The sequence below is a fragment of the Lentzea sp. NPDC037011 genome (assembly GCF_055607425.1).
The window spans coordinates 233,658-250,366 of sequence record NZ_JBVJRT010000004.1 but is presented as its reverse complement, the minus strand read 5'-3'; the positions used below and the strand labels follow the sequence as shown (position 1 = coordinate 250,366).

The window sequence follows — 16,709 nt, the reverse complement described above, 5'->3', positions numbered from 1 at the left end:
ATCCGAGATTGCTTCATGAATTGACCTGCGGTGCTGGTCACGAGATCGGGATTTGTCCGAATGCTGGACCAAAACCACAGCTCAACCAATGTGGAAACGCGACGGAAACACCCGGCGGCACTCCTGCCGACGGCGCAGCGCGCTGCGCCGGCCGGTGCAGCCCTACCGGCGGGGATCTTGTTTACAGTTAACGCGATTCACTGAGATCTGGGTCACGAATTCACAGGCCCAGACGGGTGACCGCGTTGTCCTCCAACGGGTTCGCCGTGCGGATGTAGCGGTGCACCGTGCGCGGGTTCGTCCACCGGCCCTGCCGCATGATCTCCCGGTCGCTCGCCCCGCCCAGCGCCGCCTGCGTCGCGAACCCCGCCCGCAGCGAATGCCCCCCGAACAGCTCCGGGTCCAGCCCCGCCCGCACCGCGTACCGCTTCACCAGCTCCGCCACCGCACGCCCCGACATCGCCTTCTCCCCGATGCCGCCGTGCCGGTTGACCACCGGGAACACCGGCCCCGTGCGCGTGGTGCCCCGGTAGCCGTGACAGCGGTGCAGACCCGAGTCCCGCGGCTCGCGGCCCTCCAGCACATCGGCCCAGTCCGCGAACGCGCACACCGGGCACGTCGGCCGCCTGCTGCCACGCGGCAGCACCACCGTCTGCTGGTGCTTGCCGGTCTGGTCGGTCTTCGTCGTCCCCAGCGCGATCAGCAGCAACGGCTCGTGCGTGCGCGGATCCACGTCCACCGCCACGTCCTCGAACTCGATCGCCGCCAGCTCACTGCGCCGCAACGCCCCCGCGAACCCCACCAGCAGCAGCACCGCGTCCCGCGCCCGCGCCGGACCCTGCGCCGGCCGCTCGGCCAGCAACGCCTCCAGCGTGTCCAGCAGCACCGGCCGCTTGCGCCGCGGCTGCGCCTTGCGCGAGCGGCGGATACCGCGCAACGTCAACCGCACCACGTCACTGCGCGTCGGACTGGGCAACCCGTTCGCCGCGTGCACCGCCGAGATCGCCGCCGACTTGCGCTCCAGCGTCGAGGCCCCGAACGCCGGCGACCCGTCCTCGCGCACCGCGTCCGCCGCCGCCGCCAGGTACACCGCCACGTCCAGCGGATCCGCGGGCAACGCCTGCCGGCCCTCCGCCGCGCACCACCCCGCCCACCCCACCCAGTCCGACCGGTACGCGCGCACCGTGTTCGGCGACTGGGCGTTGCGCAGATAGCTCGCCAGCGACGCCGCCTGCTCGTCGTCGAACCGCGCCCGCACCGCCGCCAGCGCCTCACCGTCCACCAGCACCGAGTGCGACACCCGCACCAGCGCGCTCTTCACCGGCTCCGGCAGGCTCACACCCGCGATGGTAGCCCTCTGATCAACTCCGCGACCTCCCGCGGCGACAGCTCCAGCGCCCCGATCCCCACCCCGACCTCGAAGCTGCTCCGCCCCGGATCCGGGTTCGACCGCGTGTACAGCAACAGCTTCACCCCCGTCTCCTCCGCCAGGGCCTGCGCCGCGCGTTCGGCGTCGGCCGGGGACATCGGCAGGTGGACGTGGAACATCGGCGTCTGCGGCACCACCGGGTGGGTGCGGGCGAACCCGTCGTCGTTGATCGCCTTCGCCAGCGCCCGCGCGTGGTCGCGGAACTCCGCCATCCGCGGCAGCACCTCATCCAGCCCCAGCAACCCCAGCACCGCCAACGGCCACGCGTCCGCGATCGCCCCGCCCAGCCGCCGCCGCCACACCGCCGCGTGCGCGATCGTCACCTCGTCCCCGGCCAGCACCGCGCCCCGCGCACCCTCCAGACCCTTGTAGAGCGACACGTACACCGTGTCGAACAGGTCCGCGACCTGCGCCAGCGACGCCTCGTAACCGGTCTGCGCCTCCCACAACCGCGCCCCGTCGCAGTGCGCCGCCGCCCCCTGCTCCCGCACCCACCGCGTCTGCTCCCGCAGGTCCTCCCACGCGGGCAGCACACCACCCAGATCGCGCTGCGGCAGCTCGAACACCACCGCCGCCAACGGCTCACCCACCGCCCGCAGCTGCGGCAACCCCATCAGCGCGTTGCGGTCACCCACCGGGTGGAACCGCAACCCGTGCACCGCGCTGTACCCCTGGTTCTCCCACACCTGCAGATGCGTCTGCGGATGCCCCGCGAACGCACGCCGGCCACTGGTCTCCGCGTGCACCCGCAACGCCGTCTGCTGCGCCATCGTCCCCGACGGGAAGAACAACGCCCCCGGCTTGCCCAGCAACCCCGCCACACGCTCCTCCAGCCGCGCGACCGGCTCCTCCGGTGTGGTGTCCGGGGCGATCAGGCCGCTTTCGGACAGCCGCCGCAACACCTCGAACGGCGAACGGCGCGGACTGGCGTGCATCGACAACGACCGGCGGATCTCCACCACCCGAGCCTAGGTCTCGCCAGTGGCCTGCAACAGCGCCCGCACGGCGGTGGTACGGCTGCGGAACGCGGCGCCCGGAAACGGCAGGTACTCGGAAGCAGGACGCACTCGAGAGCGGCAAGCGCACCGCGACGGCGGTCGGGGGATGGCGACGGACAAGGGGCGCGACGCCGGACAGGCACACGGGACGATCAGGCACACGGCGACGGCCGCGTGTGCGGCGAGCGCCGAGTGTCCGGTGAACGCCAGGTGACCGGCCACGGTCGGGTGCCTGGAGGTTCCGGGCACCCGAAGCAGCCACGCGGTCGAGCGCCCGGCGGTCAGGCGGCCGGGCACACCCAGGTGGGGGTCAGGCGCGGCCGGCCAGTGCCGAGAACCGCTCGTCCAGCTCCGCCTCGTCCGCCACGAACCACAGCTGCCGGCCCTGGTTGGACTCGAAGACGAAGTCCCGCAACGCCGTGCTCTGCGCCACGTACCCGCTGATGTCCCCGACGACCGCCACCCCGAACCCGTACTGCTGGAACTTCTGCACCACCGCGCCCGCCACCCGTGTGCGCAACCGGAAGAAGTCCTCCGGCAGGCGCGCCACCGGCAGCGCGATCCACGCCACGTCCTGGCCCCACAACGTGCCGATCAGGTCCACAGCGGACTGCTCGTCACCGATCAGCGGGCCGTCCGGCGAGCACATCAGGACCGTCGCGCCGTGGCGCGTCCCCACAACATCCGACATGCGCAGCAAAGTAGCGGCCGCCCGCGGCCGCCGTCGCGCGCATTTCGCCCGCGGAGGTGAGCTGCGGAAATGGGCAGGCGCCGCACCGGTGCGGCTCTCTAGGGTCACGGCCATGCGTGATCTTGCGACGTTGCCCAAGGCCCACCTGCACGTGCACCTGGAAAGCACCGTCCGCCCCGGCACGCTCGCCGAGCTCGCCGACCGGCACGGGGTGCGGGTGCCCGCCCACACCGGGGTCTTCGACGGGTTCGGGCCGTTCGCCGCGCACAACGGCGCGGTACGGGACTGCCTGCGGGAGCCCGGCGACTTCCACCGGATCGCCTACGAGTTCTGCGCCGAGGAAGCAGCGCAGGGGACCCGCTACGCCGAGGTCACGTTCACCGCGGCAGGCCACGGGGAACGACTCGGTGATCCGGACATGCCGCTCGAGGCGGTGATCGCCGGGCTCGCCGCAGGACAGACCGCCCACGGCATCGAATGCCGTGTGATCGTGGACCACCCGAGAAGGCGGTCGGTACAGCGCTTCGAGGACTCGCTGCGGCTCGCGCGCAGGCACCCGCAGGTCGTCGCGATCGGGGTCGCCGGGGCCGAAGACCACCCGCTCACCCCGTTCACCCCCGTGTTCCGCGCCGCGCGGGAGGCCGGGATCGGGCTCGTGCACCACGCCGGGGAGACGTGCGGAGCACCGAGTGTCGCCGACGCGGTCACCGCCGGGCTGGCCGACCGGATCGGTCACGGCATCCGCGCACTCGACGACCCCGGGGTCGTCTCACTGCTGCGCGACCGCGCCGTCCCGCTCGAAGTGTGTCCCTCGTCCAACGTCGCGCTGGGACTGGTCGACTCGCTCTCCTCTCATCCGCTGCCACACCTGCTCGACGCCGGGCTGACCGTCACGCTCAACACCGACATCCCCGCCTCGACCGGCACCACCCTGACCGAGGAGTACTCACGGGTGCGCGCCACCTTCGGCTTCACCGACACCCGCATGGCCTCCTTCGCCCTCACCGCCGTCGACGCCTCCTTCGCGCCGCCGCGGGTGAAAGCGCGGCTGCGTCACGACATCGCCGCCTGGCGCGACGGCTCGTAGCACACCAGCCCGTGCTTGGCCGCCAGCAACCCCACCAGCTCCACCACCCGCCGCCACTGCGGCCACACCACGTGCACGATCACCGCGTCCGTGCCCACCGTCAGCGCCTCGTCCCACCGGGCCGGAACCGCCGGGTCCGGTGCGGTCTGGCGCAGCTCCCGCACGAACGCCGCCACCGCCGGGTCGAACGCCCCCAGCAGCGAGGCCCGCAGCTCCGCGTACCGGGCCGCCGCCTCCGCGAACGACGCCGGACCCGGCGCCCGCCACACCACCACGTCGAACGGGACGTCCATCACGCCACCTTCCCGAACACCACACCCGACAGCGCACCCAGCGCAGTCCCTCGCGAGATCCTCCGCGGACCGGATGAGAACCACCGACCGCCGGCGCGTCCCGGCCCCCGCCGGCCGTCCGGCGACGGCCGTGAGCAGCCCGAACCCAGGCCCGGGAGCAGCGCCTGCCGCGCAACACCCGGCCCGGCCGCGACCGGTTGCCCGTGCGATAACCGCCCCGAACCGGGCACCACCGACAACGCCACGATCGGGTCCGCTCCCGGCTCCGCGGCCCGCGCACCACCGAACGGCACCGGCCGCGGGCTCAGCGCGGGAGCCGACGGCGGGCGGGCGGCCTGGCCGGCGGCCAGGGCCCCGAACGGGTTCAGGTCCATGCCGAGCACGCTAGCGAGGGGGTCTGACAATTTTGCGTCACCGCAGGTCAGAAGCCCCGCAAAGCACCCGAAGCGGTGAGGGGGCGGTGCCGGTGAGCCAGCCCACCCGGTTATTGACGCGAGGGATTCGCACCCTCCTGACTATCCTTGAGCCCAAATGGACACCCCGCTCGCTGAACTGCACAAACGCCTGCCCGAGCTCATGCCGCGTGATCAACGCCGGCTCGCCAGGCGCCTCGACGGCGCACGCAAGGTCACAGACCCCCTGGCGCGCCGCAAGATCACCGAGGAGATCGCCGGCCTGATCGACGAGGCCGCCGTCAAGGTCGCGCTGCGCAGGGAGTCCGTCCCCCCGATCAGCTACCCCGACGAGCTGCCGGTCAGCCGGCACAAGGACGAGATCAAGGACCTCATCGCGGCCCACCAGGTCGTGATCGTCGCCGGTGAGACCGGGTCCGGCAAGACCACCCAGCTGCCCAAGATCTGCCTGGAGCTCGGCCGCGGCATCACCGGCCAGATCGGCCACACCCAGCCCCGCCGCATCGCCGCCCGCACCGTCGCCGAACGCGTCGCCGAGGAGCTGGGCACCACGCTGGGCGACACCATCGGCTACAAGGTCCGCTTCACCGACCAGTCCGGCGACGACACGCTGGTCAAGCTCATGACCGACGGCATCCTGCTCGCCGAGATCCAGACCGACCGGACGCTGAGCCGCTACGACACGATCATCATCGACGAGGCCCACGAACGCAGCCTCAACGTCGACTTCCTGCTCGGCTACCTCAAGCAGCTGCTGCCGCGCCGCCCCGACCTCAAGGTCGTCATCACCTCCGCCACCATCGACCCGCAGCGCTTCAGCGCCCACTTCGGCGACGCGCCGATCATCGAGGTCTCCGGCCGCACCTACCCCGTCGAGACCCGCTACCGGCCGCTGGAGGAGGACGACGACCAGACCCAGGGCATCATCAACGCCGTCCACGAGCTGCAGGCGGAAGGCCCCGGCGACGTCCTGGTGTTCCTGTCCGGTGAACGCGAGATCCGCGACACCGCCGACGCCCTCAAAGCAGAGGACCTGCGCAACACCGAGATCCTGCCGCTCTACGCGAGGCTGTCCGTCGGCGAGCAGCACCGGGTGTTCCAGCGCCACACCGGCCGCCGCGTCGTGCTCGCCACCAACGTCGCCGAGACCAGCCTCACCGTGCCGGGCATCAAGTACGTCATCGACCCCGGCACCGCCCGCATCTCCCGCTACAGCCACCGCCTCAAGGTCCAGCGCCTGCCCATCGAACCCATCAGCCAGGCGTCGGCCAACCAGCGCAAGGGTCGCTGCGGCCGCGTCAGCGAGGGCATCTGCATCCGCCTGTACTCCGAGGAGGACTTCGAGGCCCGCCCCGAGTTCACCGACGCGGAGATCCTGCGCACCAACCTCGCCAGCGTCATCCTGCAGATGACCAACATCGGCCTCGGTGACGTCGCGAAGTTCCCCTTCATCGACCCGCCTGACAGCCGCAACATCAACGACGGCATCGGCCTGCTGCAGGAGCTCGGCGCCATCAGCACCGGGCAGAAGGGGGCGGGGGAGCAGAAGCTCACCCCCACCGGCCGCAAGCTCGCCGCCCTGCCCGTCGACCCCCGCCTGGGCCGCATGGTCCTGGAGGCCGACACCACCGGCTGCCTCAAAGAAGTCATGATCATCGCCGCCGCGCTGTCCATCCAGGACCCCCGCGAACGGCCCGCCGACGCCCAGGAAGCCGCCACCCAGCAGCACGCCCGGTTCGTCGACGCCGACTCCGACTTCGTCAGCTTCCTCAACCTGTGGCGCTACCTCAAGGAGCAGCAGAAGGAACTGTCGGGCAACCAGTTCCGCAAGCGCTGCAAGGCCGAGTTCCTCAACTACCTGCGCGTGCGCGAATGGCAGGACATCTACCTGCAGCTGCGCCAGGTCGCCAAGCAGATCGGCATGACCCTCAACGACCAGCCCGGCGACCCGCGCAACATCCACATCGCGCTGCTGTCCGGGCTGCTCAGCCACATCGGCGTCAAAGACGTCCTCAAAAAGCAGGCACCCGGTGAGAAACGCCGTCCCCTGACCGAGTTCCTCGGCGCCCGCAACGCCAAGTTCGCGATCTTCCCCGGCAGCGCCCTCGCGAAGAAACCACCCCAGTGGGTGATGGCCGCCGAGCTCGTCGAGACCAGCCGGCTGTGGGGCCGCATCGTCGCCAAGATCGAACCCGAGTGGGCCGAACGCCTCGGCGAGCACGTCGTCAAACGCACCTACTCCGAACCGCACTGGGAAGCCAAACGCGGCTCCGTCGTCGCATTGGAGAAGGTCACCCTCTACGGGGTGCCGATCGTCGCCGGCCGCAAGGTCAACTACGGGCGCATCGACCCCGGGCTGTCGCGGGAGCTGTTCATCCGCCACGCCCTCGTGCAGGGCGAGTGGACCACCCACCACCGGTTCTTCCACACCAACCGCGCCCTGCTGGAGGAGGTCGGGGAGCTGGAGAACCGGGCCCGGCGCCGCGACATCGTCGTGGACGAGGAAACCCTCTACGAGTTCTACGAACACCGCGTCGGCGCCGACGTCGTCTCCGCACGGCACTTCGACACCTGGTGGAAGAAGCAGAAGGACAAGAACCTCCTCACCTTCACCAAGGACATGCTGGTCAACGACCGCGCCGACGTCCGCCCCGACGCCTACCCCGACCAGTGGCGCCAAGGCGAGCTCACCCTGCCGCTGAGCTACCACTTCGAACCCGGCGCCAAGAAGGACGGCGTCACCGTCCAGCTGCCGCTGCCGGCGCTCACGACCCTGGACGACGACGCGTTCTCCTGGCAGATCCCCGGCCTGCGCCACGACCTCGTCGTCGCCCTCATCCGGTCGCTGCCCAAGCAGATCCGCCGCAACTTCGTGCCCGTCCCCGACGTCGCCACCGCCGTGCTCGCCCGCATCGACCCCGCCGACACCAGCCTGCTGGCCGGGGTCGAACGCGAGCTCAAAGCCCTCACCGGTGTCACCGTGCACCGCGAGGACTGGCAGCTCGACGCCGTCCCCGACCACCTCAAGCTCACCTTCCAGGTCGTCGACGAGCACAACCGCACCCTCGCCGAGGGCAAGGACATCGCCGCGCTGAAGACCCAGCTGCGCGCCGAGGTCCGCGAGTCGCTGTCGCAGGCCGCCGGGCACCTCGAACGCACCGGGCTCACGACCTGGGACTTCGACGCCCTGCCCCGCACCATCGAGCAACGCCAGTCCGGCATCACCGTCACCGCCTACCCGGCGCTGGTCGACCGCGGTGACAGCGTCGCCGTGAAGGTCCTCGACACCCCCGGCCGCCAGGCCCACGCCCACCGCCGCGGGGTGCGCAGGCTGTTGCTGCTGGGCGTCAACTCACCGGTCAAGCACCTGCAGCGCCACCTCGACAACGCCTCCAAGCTCGCGTTGACCCGCAACCCCCACGGCGGCGTCGCGAACCTGCTGTCGGACTGCATCACCGCCGCCGTCGACCGGCTCATGGGCGAGCCCGCCTGGGACGCCAAGGCCTACGCCGCGCAGCTGAAGAAGGTGCAGGCCGCGCTCACCGACACCACCTGGGTCACCGTGCAGGAGGTCCGCAAGGTCCTCGAAGCCGCCCACGAGGCCGAGCTCAAGCTCTCCGGCCTCAAGGGCGCCCCTGACTCGGTCAACGACATCCGCGGGCAGCTCAACTCGTTGGTGTACAAGGGTTTCGTGACCGACACCGGCTACGACCGGTTGCCGGACCTCGTGCGTTACCTCAAGGGCATCAGCCGGCGCGTCGAGAAGCTGCCCGAGAACCCGCGCCGCGACCTCGAATGGACCGCCAAGGTCCACCAGGTCCACGCCGAGTACCGGGAGCTGCGCGCCCAGAGCCCCGCCGACGAACCCGCACCCGAGCTCGACGAGATCCGCTGGATGATCGAGGAACTGCGGCTGTCGTACTTCGCGCAGACCATCGGCACCCGCTACACCGTCAGCGACAAGCGCATCTACAAGGCACTCGACGCCGTACCGCTGTGAGACCTTCGTGGAAGCCGGGCAAGCCCGCGGCTGAACTGCGGGTTCCGGGTCAGCCGCGACCGGACCGGTGTCGAAGCGTTGCCGGTGGACGCGGTAGGCCGTGTCACATCCGCACGCAGTCGGTCCCCCAGTGTTTCGCGTCGGGGCCCCACAGTTCTCCGCAGGTCCACGACCCCGCCGGCGCCTTCCAGGCGCCGGCGAGCTCGAACCAGCCGCCCGGTTTGAGGTTGGCGCGGTATCCGCTGCGCTTGTCGATCCCGGCGGGACCGTTGTACACGTGGGCGTCGACGTTGTAGAGCGTGTAGTTGCAGGCGTTGATCACGTGGACCCAGTACACGGTGCCGGAGTTGGGATGGGGGTCAGTGCGAACGCACCCGTCGACCGCCGCCGCGGTGTTCGTGAGGGTCGCGCTCAACGCCGCGGCCATGAGCACAGCCGTTCCGAAAATGGCTTTGACGGATCTCATCTCGACACCCCCGTGTCACCTTCACGCATCCATGGCTGTGGTGCGTTCACCCGCTCCTGCAACTGACCAATGTGCCAGCCTTGACGCAGCCGGGGTGCGATTTCGAGCCTTCGACCACCCGAAAGAGGTGCTCGGTCGACCGGCGGCGAGCACCGCCGCGAGCACTTGGCCTGCCATCGGGGGTCCGCCCCGGCGATCAGTCCGGACCCCGCCGCAGCGGCAGCCGACCAGGCGATCTCACCGGTCGGCGACGCCCAGCAGCCGTTCACCGGTGCGGTAGAGCTCCAGCAGCAACGGCCGCAGCGCCACACCGGCGCCGGTCAGCGCGTACTCGGTGCGGGCGGGGAAACCGGGGGAGCGGTCGCGGCGCACCAGCCCCTGCGCCACCAGCCCGTCCAGCCGCTCGGTCAGCACCTTCGCGCTGAGCTGCGGCAACCCCGCGCGCAACCCGCTGAACGACCGCGGCCCGCCCATCAGGTCGCGCAGCACCAGCGTCGCCCACCGGCCGCTGACCGCCGCCAGCGCCACCTCCACCGGGCACGCCGCCGACGGCGCCACCGTCCGGCCCCGCTCGGTCGGCACCAGCTCCTCGTCCCAGGTCACCGTTTGGTGACCCACGTCGGCGTTCGCCACGCTGAGCCCATGAGCATCCACCCCGCCAGTGTCGCCCACGCGTTCGCCGCCGCGTTCAACTCCCGCGACGCCGGCGCCGTCGACGCGGTCTACGAACCCGGCGCCCTGTTCGTGCCCCGGCCCGGCCACGCCGTCACCGGCAGCGACCGGCGCGCCGCCAACCAGGAGTTCCTCGACACCGGCCTGCCGATCACCGTCACACCGCGCCACGTCTACGCCCACGACGGAATCGCGCTGCTCGTCGTGGACTGGGCCATCGGTGACGTCACCGGCACCGCCACCGACGTCGCCCGCCTCGGCGCCGACGGGCGGTGGCGGTACGTGATCGACAACCCGTTCGGCACCAGGGCCTAGCCGCGTGGCGTGACCGACACGACCGCGTCCACCACCTCGCGGCCCGAGAGCAGCACCTCGTCGTTGTGGTCCGCGCCCGCCACCTCGACCAGCCGTGCCCGTGCCGCCGCGGCCACCGCCCGGCTCTGCGCCGGCGGCACCACCGAGTCCACCGTCCCCAGCAGCACCACCGCCGGCACGTCCAGCCCGGCCACCCGCTCGACCACCGGGTACTTGTCCTGCAACAACATCCTCACCGGCAGGAACGGGTAGTGGTGCGAGCCCACCTCGGCCAGCGACGCGAACGGTGAGCGCAGCACCAGCCCCGCCGGTGCCCGCCAGGTCGCGAGCTCCACCGCCACCGCCGCCCCCAGCGACTCGCCGAAGTAGACGACCGGCCCGTCGACCAGGTCCAAGGCGGCGCGGGCGTCCATCGCCAGGCCCTCCTCCGAGGGCGTGCCCGGGTTGCCGCCGTAGCCGCGGTAGTCGAACAGCAGCACCGACACCCCCGCGTCGACCAGCGCCCGCGCCAGCGGCACCCGGCCCAGCCGGTTGCCGCCGTTGCCCGGGAACACCACCACCGTCGCCGGGGCGTCACGGGTCTCGAAGTGCCAGCCGTCGAGCAGCAGGCTGTCCGCCGTCACCAGCCGCACGTCCCGCCCACCGGGCAGGACCTCCTCGGCGGACGGCAGCGGACCGGGGGACGGGAAGTAGACCAGCTTGCGCTGGAACGCGAAGACCACGGCGACGATGGTGACAACCACCGCCGCCGAGATCAACACCGCCCCGCGCACCCGCTCATCTCAGCAGCAAAGGTCGGTGTTCGCGACCTGCGCGAACACCGGGGTGACGAACCCGCGCCACGACGACCACCCCGGTCAGTCGCCGGGCACGAACGGCACCAGCACCACCGTGATGTTGTCGTGCCCGCCCGCGTCCAGCGCCACCTTCACGAAGTCCTCCGGCCCGCACGGCAGCAGCGGCTGCAGGTCCTCCGGCAGCGGCCGGTAGTTGTGCAGGCCGTCCGAGCACAGCAGGAACGTCCCCGGCGTGCTCGGCCGCAACGTCACCACCTGCGGCACCACCGGGCCCGCGTCCGCGCCGATCCACCGCGACAGCACGTGCGCGCGCCGGTCGGTGCGGGCCTGCTCCTCGGTCAGCACCCCCTCGGCCACCAGCTGCGCCGCCCACGTGTCGTCCGCGGTCAGCTGCCGGGAGCCCTCCTGCGCAAGCCAGTAGGCCCGCGAGTCGCCCACCCAGCCGATGGTCACCGCCGAGGGCGTCACCACCGCCGAGACGAACGTGCACGAGGGCGCCACACCGCGGCCACCGGCCTCGACCGGGTCGGTCTCCACCAGCTGCTCCACCGCCAGGCACGCCGCCGCCACCGCGTCCACCATGGCCTGCTCGGCGTCCGCGGCCTCGATCAACGCGTTGAGCAGCACGTCGACCGCCGCGTCGGCCGCGGCCTGCGAGGCCTGCTCCGCGCGTTCGGACGACGCCACCCCGTCGCACACCACCGCGGCCACACCGGCGCCCGCGACCTGGCCGAACGCCATCGAGTCCTCGTTGCGGGCCCGCCGCTTGCCCCGGTCGCTCACCCCCGACACCGCGCCCAGCGCGTACTCCACCCGGTCCCGCGCCGACGGCTGGTGCCGGCCGCACTGGGTGCAGTAGTCCTCGTCGTCGATGTCGGGTGATCCGCACAGGATGCACGAGGCCTGCGCGGGACCGGTCGGTCCGCCGATCGGCGTGCGCCGCACCAGCAGGTTGCGCCCGCACGCCTCGCAGAACCGGTCCTCCGCGGCGATCGGTGCGAAGCAGTCCGGGCACTTCAGGGTGTCCATCAAACCAACGTCCTAGGCCTTACCGCGTTCGCGCGGTCCACCAATGCGATCCGTTCCTCCGGCGTGGCCGCGAACCGGGCCAGCGTGCGGTAGCGCCGCTCGAGACCCAGCCGAAGCTCGTGTTCGGAGAGTGCACAGTCCAGCACCCTGCCCTCGGCGGCGTGATTGCGGGTCACGTAGTCGAACGCCGCCTCCAGCAGCTCGGCCGCGAGCTGTGTGCGCGAGTGGAGGTCGATGTCCAAGGCCCGCAACCGTTCCCCGGCCGCGACGAGGTCCTCCGCGGCGCAGTCGCCGAGCTGCGCGCGCACCGCGAGGATCTGGGCGGCCAGGTGCTGGGAGGAGGTGTCGGGCACCGACAGCAGCACCTGCACCGCTCGCGCGCGGTCACCGCACGCGAGCAGCACCCGCGCCAGTCCGAACGCCGCCGACACGTGCGCGTGGTCGGTGCGCCACACCAGCTCGTACCAGCACGTCGCCGACTCCAGGTCCCCGGTCGCCTCCGCGCACACCCCCAGCGCCAGCTTCGGTGCCGCCTCACCCGGCAGTGCGGAGCACACGGCGTCGAAGAACCCCAGCGCCTCGTCGGCGCGGCCGTCGCGCAAGGCCGCCAGGCCCCGGTACCAGTCCGGCCGCCAGTCCTCGGGGTCCACGTCCGGTTCGTCGAACAGCGGCGGCACCGTCAGCGACTCCAGCTCCCGCAGCGCCGCCGCGGTGTCACCGGACTCGATCAGCACCCGCACGATCCGCAGCCGCACCTCGACGGTGTACTCCGGTGCCTTGCGCAGCCCCGCCGGGTCCGACGTCGCCGCCGTGGCCAGCCACGAGGCCGCCGCGTCCGAGGTGCTCACGCTCGGTGCCGGCAACGCCAGCGCCGCCTCGACCAGGTCCAGGCCGCCCTCCACGCCGAAGCGGCGGCGTTCGGGGGTGAACTGCTTGGACATGCCCGGCCGCGGCACGCCGTCCTCGATCGCCAGCACCTCGCGCAGCACACCGGTCAGCTGCTCGGCCATGTCCTCGGCACTGGCGAAGCGCAGCTCCGGGTTCGGGTGCGTCGCGCGCAGCAGCAGCCGGTGGAACGACGAGAACCGCGCCAGCAGCGGCTGCTCCTGCGGGGTGGGCAGCCGGTCCTTGCACGTGCCGCGGAAGTCGAACGGGAAGCACATCACCGCCAGCGCCCGCCCGACCGTGTAGATGTCGGAGAACACCGACGGGCCGATCGTGCCGATCTCCGGTGCCTGGTAGCCGATCGTGCCGTAGATGGGGGAGTGGTGGTCGTCGATGCGCCGCACCGCGCCCAGGTCGATCAGCTTGAGCTGCTCCTCGGTGTGGATCATGTTGTCCGGTTTGAAGTCGCAGTACAGCAGTCCCACCCCGTGCAGGTAGCCCAGTGCGGGCAGGATCTCCAGCACGTAGGCGATCGCCTGCGCCAGCGGCAGTGCCTCGTCCCCGCGGCCCTCCCGCCGCCGGCTGGTGATCATCTCCTTGATCGACTCGCCGCCGACGTACTCCATCACGATGTAGTCGACCAAACCGCCGGTCTCCCGGTCGGCGTGCCGGATGAAGTTGTGGATCTTCACGATGTTGGGGTGCTCGACCTCGGCGAGGAACCGCCGCTCCGCCAGCGCCGCCGCCATCGCGTCGGCGTCGCCGGAGTCCAGCAGGCCCTTGAGCACCACCCACCGGTCGCTCACCGCGTGGTCCAGCGCCAGGTACAACCAGCCCAGGCCGCCGTGCGCCAGGCACCCCAGCACCTCGTACTGGTCGTGCAGCACCTCACCGGGTGCGAGCTTGGGCGTGAACGAGTAGCGGTGCCCGCACTGCGGGCAGAACCCCTCCACCCGGCCGGGGCTGCCCTCCCGCGTGCGCCCGACCTTCTTGCCGCAGCGGGAGCAGAACCGCTTCGCCTCCGGCACCTCCGGGGCAGCCAGCACCGCGGTCGTCGGGTCCCGGTAGGGCACCCGCGGCACCTCCACCAGCCCCGCGCCCAGCCGGCCCCGGCTCATCGAGCGCACCGAGGTGCGCCGCGCCCGCCCCGACCCCGTCGCCGCCGGCTGCGACACCGACCACGGCGCCGTCCCCGGTGACGTGGCGGGGGAGGTCGCGGGTCCCGTGCCGCGCTCCGCGGGTGCCGTCGCCGGTCCGGTGACGGGCAGGTCCAGGTCCTCGCTCATCACGGCCCTCCTCAGTCCCGATACCGCGCGACCGGCGGCTGCGGGGCCGGGCCCAGCGTGCTCAGCCACCGCCGGTAGGTCTGCGCCCACGTGCCGTCGGAACGCATCCGCTCCAGCACGCCGTTGACGAACCGCACCAGGTCCTCCTGCCCCTTGGGCACCCCCACCCCGTACGGCTCCTCGGTGAACCGCGCCCCCACCACCTCGGTGTAGGGGTCCTGCGCGGCCAGGCCGGCCAGGATCGTGTCGTCGGTGGAGATCGCCTCCACCTGCCCCTGCTGCAGCATCACCAGGCAGTCCGTCCAGTTCGGCACCGACACCAGCGTGCGCGCCCTGCCCGCGACGTTGCCCAGCGAGGTCGAGCCCGTGGCCACGCACACCCGCTTGTCGCTCAGGGCGCCGACACCGGAGATGCCCGAGTTGCGCCGCACCAGCACCCGCTGGCCCGCCTGGTAGTACACGGCCGAGAAGTCCACGTCGCGCAGCCGCTCGCAGGTGATCGTCATCGTCCTGGCCACGACGTCGACCTCGCCGCGTTGCAGCACCCCGATCCGTTCCGCTGCCGTGACCACCTTGAACTGCACCTTCGCCGGGTCGCCGAAGATCGCCCGCGCGATCTGGCGCGCCACGTCGACGTCGAAGCCCTCGATCTCGCCGGTGAAGGAGTTGCGGAACCCCATCAGGTACGAGTTCTGGTCCACCCCGGCGATCAACCGGCCGCGCTGGAGGATGCGGTCCATCGCCGAGCCCTGCGGCATCTGCCCCGCGGGCGGCAGCGGTCCCGGGCGCAGGCTCGCCGTCGCGTCGCACTGCGGCGCCGGGCCGGGGGAGGACGTCGGGGCGCCCGTCACCGTGCTCGCCCCCGCCGGCAGCGGTGCCGGCACCTCCTCGGGCACCACCTCGCTGGGGACGGGGCCGCCCGTGCAGGCCCCCGCCAGCAGCACCGCCGCGAGCACGAGCCGCCTCATCGGTACTCCTTGAGCCGCTGCCACAGTCCCGTCGTCGACCCGGCCGCGCTGATCAGCGACAGCACCAGCACCCCCACCACCGTGCCCGCCAGCGTCGAGCGCGCCACCGCGACCTCGTCGCTGAAGTCCTGCCGCGCCTGTCCGATCGCCTGCACCAGGGCGAGGTCCAGCGAGTCGAAGTAGGGCAGGCTGATCTGCTTGACCGCCTCGGTGTACTGCCCGGCGTCGTCGGCCTCCCGGATCCGCTGGTGCACCTGCTGCCACTGCTCGAACGCCCGACCGGCCTGCTCCACCGGCTCACCGCCACCGGGGCGTGCCTGCTCCAGCAGCCCCTTGAGGCGCGCGGAGGTGTCCACGAAGCTCTTCTCGTAGGTCTGCCCGGCGCCGCGCGCCACCAGCGTGAGCGTCTCGTCGCCGCGGGCGGTCAGCGTCGCGATCCGGGCCTGGGCGAGCACGTCGGCCTGCTGCGAGGCCGTGCGGCTGTCGCTGACGTCGCGCATGACCAGCAACGACACCGTCGTCACCCACAGCAGTGACACCACCGCCGCGCCGGTCGCGACGAGCAGCCCGATGTTGAGCACGCGGTTGGTCTTGCGGGTCAGGTACCGCTGGGTGAGCAGCAGCCCCACCACGAACAGCACCGCGACCCCCACCTCCGCCACCGGGAACCGCGCCTCGTCCTGCGCCCGCGTCACCCGCCCGGTCTCGGCGGCGTAGAGCTGCTGTGCCGCGGGCAGCAGCTGGGTGCGCATCAGGTTCGACGCCTGCCGCAGGTAGGCCGCGCCCACCGGGTAGCCCTGCCGGTTGTTGCTGCGCGCGGTCTCGATCAGCCCGGTGTAGACCGGCAGCTGCGCCGACAGCGTCGCCGTCAGCTCGGGGGAGGAGGCCGTCGCCACCGACAGCGCCGCCTGCGCCTGCGCGATGTCCTTCTCGTAGCGCTCCCGCAGCCGCACCGGCTCGAGCCCGCCCGACAGGAACGCGCTCGCCGCCGTCGCGTCCGCGTCCTGCAGCGACCGGTACACCTCCTGCGCGGCGTGCGCGAGCGGCTCCGACCGCGCCGACAGGTCGTCGAGGGCCTGCGACTGCCGCACCACGCCGTAGGTGGTCAGGGTGCCGCTGGCCAGGCTCGCCAGCGCCAGCACCAGGATGATCAGGCTCAACCGCCCCGGCGTCGACCGCGCCAGACCGGTGATCCGGCGCACGAGCGCCTGCCGGGGGTGCGCGTCGATCACCACGATCTGCCCTCCCTGCAGCGGTGCCTGCCCGGTGCGCGGTCGCTGATCCGGTGATCGTCACCACGCCGCGTGGCGTAACTGTAGGCATCCGGGCACCACCGCGTGCGAATTCGCGACCGGACGTGCGAGGTGTCACCAGGCCGTA

General features: G+C 71.9%; 14 protein-coding genes. 3 read left to right on the top strand and 11 right to left on the bottom strand.

Annotation, left to right across the window (positions count from 1 at the left end):
- Positions 1–220: 220 nt before the first annotated feature.
- The 3 genes from ACZ7CH_RS13320 to ACZ7CH_RS13310 all read right to left on the bottom strand — a co-directional run bounded on the left by ACZ7CH_RS13320 (position 221) and on the right by ACZ7CH_RS13310 (position 3,118).
- A complete protein-coding gene (locus ACZ7CH_RS13320) occupies positions 221–1,339 on the bottom strand; it encodes a site-specific integrase (protein WP_470369225.1) in 1,119 nt (372 codons plus the stop codon).
- Positions 1,336–2,388 (bottom strand): threonine aldolase family protein, encoded by a 1,053-nt coding sequence (locus ACZ7CH_RS13315; RefSeq protein WP_470373963.1) that lies wholly within the window; start codon positions 2,386–2,388, stop codon positions 1,336–1,338. Before ACZ7CH_RS13315 ends, ACZ7CH_RS13320 begins: the two co-directional genes overlap by 4 nt.
- A 349-nt stretch (positions 2,389–2,737) precedes the next feature.
- Positions 2,738–3,118 carry a DUF4180 domain-containing protein gene (locus tag ACZ7CH_RS13310; RefSeq protein ID WP_360394724.1) on the bottom strand — a complete coding sequence of 127 codons (381 nt, stop codon included), beginning with the start codon at positions 3,116–3,118 and terminating at the stop codon, positions 2,738–2,740.
- A gap of 112 nt (positions 3,119–3,230) precedes the next feature.
- On the opposite strand from ACZ7CH_RS13310, the gene add reads away from it, so the two are divergent.
- A complete protein-coding gene (add, locus tag ACZ7CH_RS13305) occupies positions 3,231–4,205 on the top strand; it encodes an adenosine deaminase (protein WP_470373962.1) in 975 nt (324 codons plus the stop codon).
- Here add and ACZ7CH_RS13300 read toward each other — a convergent pair.
- Positions 4,172–4,498: a hypothetical protein gene (locus ACZ7CH_RS13300; protein WP_470373961.1), complete on the bottom strand. Its 327-nt coding sequence runs from the start codon at positions 4,496–4,498 to the stop codon at positions 4,172–4,174. The two genes, add and ACZ7CH_RS13300, sit on opposite strands and share 34 nt — an antisense overlap.
- A 531-nt stretch (positions 4,499–5,029) precedes the next feature.
- Between ACZ7CH_RS13300 and hrpA the strand changes: the two genes are divergently transcribed.
- The gene (hrpA, locus tag ACZ7CH_RS13295) at positions 5,030–8,911 is read left to right on the top strand and encodes an ATP-dependent RNA helicase HrpA (RefSeq protein ID WP_470373960.1); all 3,882 of its coding nucleotides are present in this window, start codon (positions 5,030–5,032) and stop codon (positions 8,909–8,911) included.
- 103 nt (positions 8,912–9,014) lie between these two features.
- Here the strand turns inward: hrpA and ACZ7CH_RS13290 are convergent, their stop codons facing one another.
- Both ACZ7CH_RS13290 and ACZ7CH_RS13285 read right to left on the bottom strand, forming a co-directional pair.
- Entirely contained in the window at positions 9,015–9,377 is a 363-nt protein-coding gene (locus ACZ7CH_RS13290; protein ID WP_470373959.1) for a hypothetical protein, read from the bottom strand.
- Positions 9,378–9,614: 237 nt separating this feature from the next.
- Positions 9,615–9,980: a winged helix-turn-helix transcriptional regulator gene (locus ACZ7CH_RS13285; RefSeq protein WP_470373958.1), complete on the bottom strand. Its 366-nt coding sequence runs from the start codon at positions 9,978–9,980 to the stop codon at positions 9,615–9,617.
- Positions 9,981–10,019: 39 nt separating this feature from the next.
- Here ACZ7CH_RS13285 and ACZ7CH_RS13280 point away from each other — a divergent pair, with 39 nt between their 5' ends.
- Entirely contained in the window at positions 10,020–10,364 is a 345-nt protein-coding gene (locus tag ACZ7CH_RS13280; protein WP_470373957.1) for a YybH family protein, read from the top strand.
- On the opposite strand, the gene ACZ7CH_RS13275 is transcribed toward ACZ7CH_RS13280, so the two are convergent.
- The 5 genes from ACZ7CH_RS13275 to ACZ7CH_RS13255 form a co-directional block, all read right to left on the bottom strand.
- Positions 10,361–11,137 (bottom strand): alpha/beta hydrolase, encoded by a 777-nt coding sequence (locus ACZ7CH_RS13275; protein WP_470373956.1) that lies wholly within the window; start codon positions 11,135–11,137, stop codon positions 10,361–10,363. The two genes, ACZ7CH_RS13280 and ACZ7CH_RS13275, sit on opposite strands and share 4 nt — an antisense overlap.
- An 84-nt stretch (positions 11,138–11,221) precedes the next feature.
- Entirely contained in the window at positions 11,222–12,190 is a 969-nt protein-coding gene (locus ACZ7CH_RS13270; RefSeq protein ID WP_360394701.1) for a PP2C family protein-serine/threonine phosphatase, read from the bottom strand.
- Complete coding sequence (locus ACZ7CH_RS13265; RefSeq protein ID WP_458432299.1) at positions 12,190–14,361, bottom strand: serine/threonine-protein kinase; 2,172 nt, start codon at positions 14,359–14,361, stop codon at positions 12,190–12,192. The genes ACZ7CH_RS13270 and ACZ7CH_RS13265 overlap by 1 nt, the downstream gene beginning before the upstream one ends.
- A gap of 11 nt (positions 14,362–14,372) precedes the next feature.
- Positions 14,373–15,329, bottom strand: a complete 957-nt coding sequence (locus tag ACZ7CH_RS13260; RefSeq protein ID WP_360394696.1) for a glutamate ABC transporter substrate-binding protein — start codon at positions 15,327–15,329, stop codon at positions 14,373–14,375.
- Positions 15,326–16,564 (bottom strand): hypothetical protein, encoded by a 1,239-nt coding sequence (locus ACZ7CH_RS13255; protein ID WP_360394694.1) that lies wholly within the window; start codon positions 16,562–16,564, stop codon positions 15,326–15,328. Before ACZ7CH_RS13255 ends, ACZ7CH_RS13260 begins: the two co-directional genes overlap by 4 nt.
- Positions 16,565–16,709 lie beyond the last annotated feature (145 nt).

Coding starts and splice junctions, on each gene's coding strand:
- ACZ7CH_RS13310 (WP_360394724.1), bottom strand. CDS start 3,118: ATGTCGGATGTTGTGGGGACGCGCCACGGCGCGACGGTCCTGATGTGC.
- add (WP_470373962.1), top strand. CDS start 3,231: ATGCGTGATCTTGCGACGTTGCCCAAGGCCCACCTGCACGTGCACCTG.
- ACZ7CH_RS13300 (WP_470373961.1), bottom strand. CDS start 4,498: ATGGACGTCCCGTTCGACGTGGTGGTGTGGCGGGCGCCGGGTCCGGCG.
- hrpA (WP_470373960.1), top strand. CDS start 5,030: ATGGACACCCCGCTCGCTGAACTGCACAAACGCCTGCCCGAGCTCATG.
- ACZ7CH_RS13290 (WP_470373959.1), bottom strand. CDS start 9,377: ATGAGATCCGTCAAAGCCATTTTCGGAACGGCTGTGCTCATGGCCGCG.
- ACZ7CH_RS13280 (WP_470373957.1), top strand. CDS start 10,020: ATGAGCATCCACCCCGCCAGTGTCGCCCACGCGTTCGCCGCCGCGTTC.
- ACZ7CH_RS13270 (WP_360394701.1), bottom strand. CDS start 12,190: ATGGACACCCTGAAGTGCCCGGACTGCTTCGCACCGATCGCCGCGGAG.
- ACZ7CH_RS13265 (WP_458432299.1), bottom strand. CDS start 14,361: ATGAGCGAGGACCTGGACCTGCCCGTCACCGGACCGGCGACGGCACCC.
- ACZ7CH_RS13260 (WP_360394696.1), bottom strand. CDS start 15,329: ATGAGGCGGCTCGTGCTCGCGGCGGTGCTGCTGGCGGGGGCCTGCACG.